This is a genomic window from Deltaproteobacteria bacterium, from assembly GCA_009929795.1.
Classification (GTDB): Bacteria; Desulfobacterota; Desulfovibrionia; order Desulfovibrionales; family Desulfomicrobiaceae; genus RZZR01.
The window spans coordinates 1-4,427 of sequence record RZZR01000177.1 but is presented as its reverse complement, the minus strand read 5'-3'; the positions used below and the strand labels follow the sequence as shown (position 1 = coordinate 4,427).

Annotated in this window: 4 protein-coding genes; all 4 read left to right on the top strand. The window is 56.9% G+C overall.

All coding sequences use genetic code 11. The features are described 5' to 3' along the window. The first annotated feature begins 10 nt into the window (after positions 1-10). A complete protein-coding gene (locus tag EOM25_12565; protein ID NCC26006.1) occupies positions 11-331 on the top strand; it encodes a hypothetical protein in 321 nt (106 codons plus the stop codon). Between the two features lie 334 nt (positions 332-665). Further along, complete coding sequence (locus EOM25_12560; GenBank protein ID NCC26005.1) at positions 666-1,679, top strand: CRISPR system precrRNA processing endoribonuclease RAMP protein Cas6; 1,014 nt, start codon at positions 666-668, stop codon at positions 1,677-1,679. A gap of 73 nt (positions 1,680-1,752) precedes the next feature. Further along, complete coding sequence (locus tag EOM25_12555; protein NCC26004.1) at positions 1,753-2,823, top strand: hypothetical protein; 1,071 nt, start codon at positions 1,753-1,755, stop codon at positions 2,821-2,823. Next, positions 2,820-4,427 (top strand): hypothetical protein (locus tag EOM25_12550; protein NCC26003.1); only part of this gene is annotated, 1,608 nt, incomplete at its 3' end. The genes EOM25_12555 and EOM25_12550, both read left to right, overlap by 4 nt.

The window sequence follows — 4,427 nt, the reverse complement described above, 5'->3', positions numbered from 1 at the left end:
TCCGGAAGGGATGATGCTCTTTCCCGGCGCGGACGGAAAAGTGAAAGCCCCCCTGTACAAGGTCTGGGAACTGGTGGCCTTCCACGGACGTGGACCGTGCGCCCAATGGGCTCAAAGCAATATCCGGGATTTGAACACGCACCTCGGAACCAGGAACGAATCGATTCTGGCCCACGGCTTCAAACCGATCGAGGAATCAAAATGGCGGGAGATGCAAACTTGGATCGAGGACAGACTTCTCCCCCCGTTCTTCGAGCAGGCCACCCGTACCGGAATCCGAACCTGGTCAGATCAGTTGCCCCGCGTCTGCGGATCTGTATGTCGACTGTAGTCACAAGATTTCGGTCAGGGAGAACGCCCCTAGTATCCATCCTCGTCCTTCAAGTGGGCGGACACAATATTACGATTTAGTATAGAAAATGGACAGTCGGCAGACGGAGAAAATATTCACATTGTCAGTGGACATCTCAATCGAGCTGCTCTGTGGCCGGTTCATCGAGCCGGTTACACATGCATTCTCACATCGTCACCTTATGACGGCTGATCGCCAAGCGTTATGGACTTGACCCTTAAAGGTTGTCGATTGTACGTCATAACCGGGGGGAAGGCGGCAATTATTGGCCACCTGTCCCCCCCCTTTTTTTTGCCTTCATGCCTCCAGCAGGATGGTGATAGGCCATCGGGAGGACTGCTTTTCGGTTTTTTTGAAAATAACGATCTCAATACCGTTAAGCATCGCAAGAAAAACAGAACCCAGGAGGCAACAAACTATGAAAAATGTGGCGGAGGTATTCCCCGGATTGGTACTTTCCAAGCTCGGGCTGGACGTTCGGCTGTCCGCGGCCGCCCGATCCCGGTTGGGCGGATCGGCCTGGCGAGGAATCATGGGCTGGGAACTCAAGGCTCTGGTCTGCCCCATGAATCACGGTGCCGACTGCAAGAACTGTCTGATCAAGAGCCATTGTCCGGCCTACCTGACCATGGAGGCCCGCACCGACGTGCCTGGCCTCCTGGACTCCCCTCGAGGCTATGTCATATACTGCAATCATGAGGCGGGTGAGGCCGATGTTCGTTTGGAACTGACACTGATCGGCTCATGTTCCCGCTTCTACCCGGCCCTGTGCAAGGCCCTGCTGAGTGGCGGGAAAAAGGGCGTCGGACCGTCCCGTATCCCCTATCGATTGATGGCCGTCCAGGTTCTGGAACCGGACGGTTCCTGGCGAAAAATGGAGCGTCCAGACGAACCCCTGCCCCAGATTCCGGCTTTCGGTCCAGCCAACGGCGCGGCATACCGCTTCATGACCCCTGTTCGCCTTCGCAAGCAGGGCAATTACCTCGGGGCCATGGACTGGCCTTTCCTGTTCCAGACTCTGGCCCGCCGACTGGAAGCCCTTTCCGTGCTCTTCTGCGGCGGCGAACCCCTGGGCCGCGAGGCCTGGACCAAACTCTCCCGGGAACTGGAAGACTGCGGGCCCATCGCCTCCGACCTGAACTGGATGGAGTACGAGCGCTATTCCAACCGCCAGGAACGCAAGGTGCCACTGGGCGGGCTGGTTGGCGATTTCAATCTGGACGCTGCCCGGCCCTGGACCCGGGAATGGATGGAGGCCGCCCGCATGGTCCACGTGGGCAAGGGCGCGGCCATGGGGCTGGGGAGAGTGGAGAAGGTGGAGGGGTGATCTTTGAACACCAACAGGTTTATTTCCAAGGAGGTTCATAGGCTATGACCTTGAAACAGACACGAGGTGAGCCATGATCGTCACCCGTTTTCATGACGTCGAAAAACTTGAGCTAACGGTCGAATTCCTGAGCCCCACCTTCCTGGGCGGGGCGGACCAGAACGCCGAATTGAGGTCGGCGCCGTTCAAGAATCTGCTCCGGCAATGGTGGCGGGTGGCCAATGGCCAACTTTCTCCCGACAGGTTGCGAGAAGAAGAAGGTAAACTTTTCGGAACGGTCTTGGGAGACGAAAAAACATCGGCAAGTCGAATACGCATATCTCTCACGCCAGCCAATGATTTCTCCGTAAAAGACACATTACCTTCGATTGGAAAAATTGAACATCCGGAAGTTAAAGGCAAATCGGGAAATCCCATTATGGTAGATCGCCTTCTCTATCTCGGCTATGGGCCCGTCAATCAGGAGAAGGTCAACGGCAAATACACATTGGTTACCCGACGATTCATTCAACCCGGCTCCAAGGCCGCCTTTTCGTTGCATATTCCAAAAACTCAAAAAAAGACATTGGAACAAACATTATCCCTGGTCCACCTTCTGGGCACCATCGGTGGCCGGAGTCGCAACGGCTACGGATCCCTGGCCCTGAGCGGAGGAGGCTTCCATCCCACCTTGGACCAATCGGCCTCCTTGGAATTCAAAGCGGTCATGACCGACCAAGGCAGAAAATATCCTCATGCCCTGGGCCGTGACGACCAGGGACTGCTCTGCTGGGAATATACTGCCGGCAAAACCTGGGAGGATGTATTTCGGGTTTTTTCCGAGCTGTACATGAAAACGAGGACCTCGCTTCCGTTCACCAAAAAAGACGAGTTGGAATCTCGCCATATCTTGGGCTATCCGGCCGGACGAAATCACAAGGTGTCTGCCTGGGGTGACAACAACGGCCGCATGCCCTCGCAATTACGACTCATGATCAAACGAAACGAACTAAATCAGATAGTCGGCCGCATCCTGCATCTGCCTCATCCTGTTCCAAAACCTTGGGATGAAAAAAATGGAGGCAGAGAACTAGAAGTGTGGAAAAAGGTACATACGTTCCTGGACAATCAGAAGGAACTTCGGCGTTGGGGAGGAAACTCATGAAACGACCCGACTACTGGCAACACAAAGTATCCGTATTTCTGCACGACCCGGTGCACAAGGCCCTGAAAATCCAGGGGCACGAGGTGCGGGCCGCAGAGATAGCCACCCTGCTCCACCAGGTCCTGCCGAACAAGAACGAGTACCAATCCGCTGACGCCATGGCTTCGGGTTTGACTCGGGCCGCGCTACCCGGCCATCACGACGACCAGCAGCGCAATGGGGCCGTGGATTTCATGGCCAAGGACAATTCCGTAATCACCCATCCACTGGTCAATAACGCCGATCTTCGACTCGATCTGCCACCAAGCATGACCGTGGACAAGGTTCACCAAGCCGTGCTTGCCCTCCTGAAAAAGGACATTGGCGAGGGCCTCACAGCCGAGGAGCTTGACCTCCTGCGTCTGGAGTCGGAAAACAGGGCACCTTTGAACGCCTTTTTCAACCGCACGAGCGATCCCGAAGGCTGGTCCCGGGCCTTGTTCCACTACCTTTTCTTCGCCTTGAAGAAACGCCTGCGGGCCGAAAATGCCGGCGGCCTTGGGGCTCTCTGGGATTTTCTGCCTGCCGACACCCGCATGCCCGACCACGCCGTCTGGCATCATTGCGGCCTAGCTTCGGCCCTGGCCTCGGCCATGAAGGACGACCCAAATGGGTCCGCCTCTCTTGCCGTGTTCTCCATCACCCCGGTGCAGCCGTTCATTGCCAAGGCCCGCAAACTCAGGGACCATTGGGTGGGCTCGGTCATTCTATCCTATCTGTCCTTTACCGGGCTGCGACGGGTGTCCGAAGCCCTTGGCCCCGATCATGTCATGTACCCGTCGCTTCACGATCAGACCATGGTGGATGCGTGGCTGGACAGGGAGTTCCATCTCGGCCATCTGCTGACCGAGCCGGACGAAAATGTCCGTCGTCATACTGAGGAGAGTCGAGGTATCGCCTCGTTTCCCAATAAATTCGTCTTTGTGGTCTCCACGAACATGGCTCAGGAGGTCTGCCAGGACATCCAAAAGGCCATACAGGCCGAATGGCTGCGCCTTGCCGGGCATGTTCGTGAGTATCTGGCGCCCAAGGGCGAAGCCGGGCGGGCCACGCGGGGCATCTTCGACCATCAGATCGGCGATTATTGGCAATTCGGTTTTGCCGCCGCCAAGCTCCTGGGGCTGGACGATACGGCCGATCTGGCCGGGTTGCTTCATGACTCCAAATGGAGTGTCGAACAGGAAACAGTGGCCGCCTTCAGCGGCCCCTACGGAGCGAATGGGCGGCGTTTGGCCCGTCTCTATTCAGCCACACACACCCTGACCCAGTCCCTCCTGGCGGCAACCAAACTGAAACCGAACCGCGTCCGAAGGGCCCAGCAGGGGGAAAAATGCCCCCTTTGCGGCGAGCATGAGATCCTACATGACTTCATCCGCCCCGGCAGCACGAGCGCCCATGAGTATAAAATGGGTGTCAAGGCCTTTTGGGACGGGCTGCGGGCACGAATGAACTCCGGGGAAAGCTTTGCCCAGGTGGGGAAGAACGAGCGTTTGTGCGCGGTCTGCGCGATGAAGAGGTTTTTGCCCCAAGCCTTGGATCGACACAAAGACGAGCCTCTGTACGAG

Excerpts from the sequence above, each read along its gene's own strand:
- EOM25_12565 (NCC26006.1), top strand. The coding sequence starts at position 11 with ATGATGCTCTTTCCCGGCGCGGACGGAAAAGTGAAAGCCCCCCTGTAC.
- EOM25_12560 (NCC26005.1), top strand. The coding sequence starts at position 666 with ATGGTGATAGGCCATCGGGAGGACTGCTTTTCGGTTTTTTTGAAAATA.
- EOM25_12555 (NCC26004.1), top strand. The coding sequence starts at position 1,753 with ATGATCGTCACCCGTTTTCATGACGTCGAAAAACTTGAGCTAACGGTC.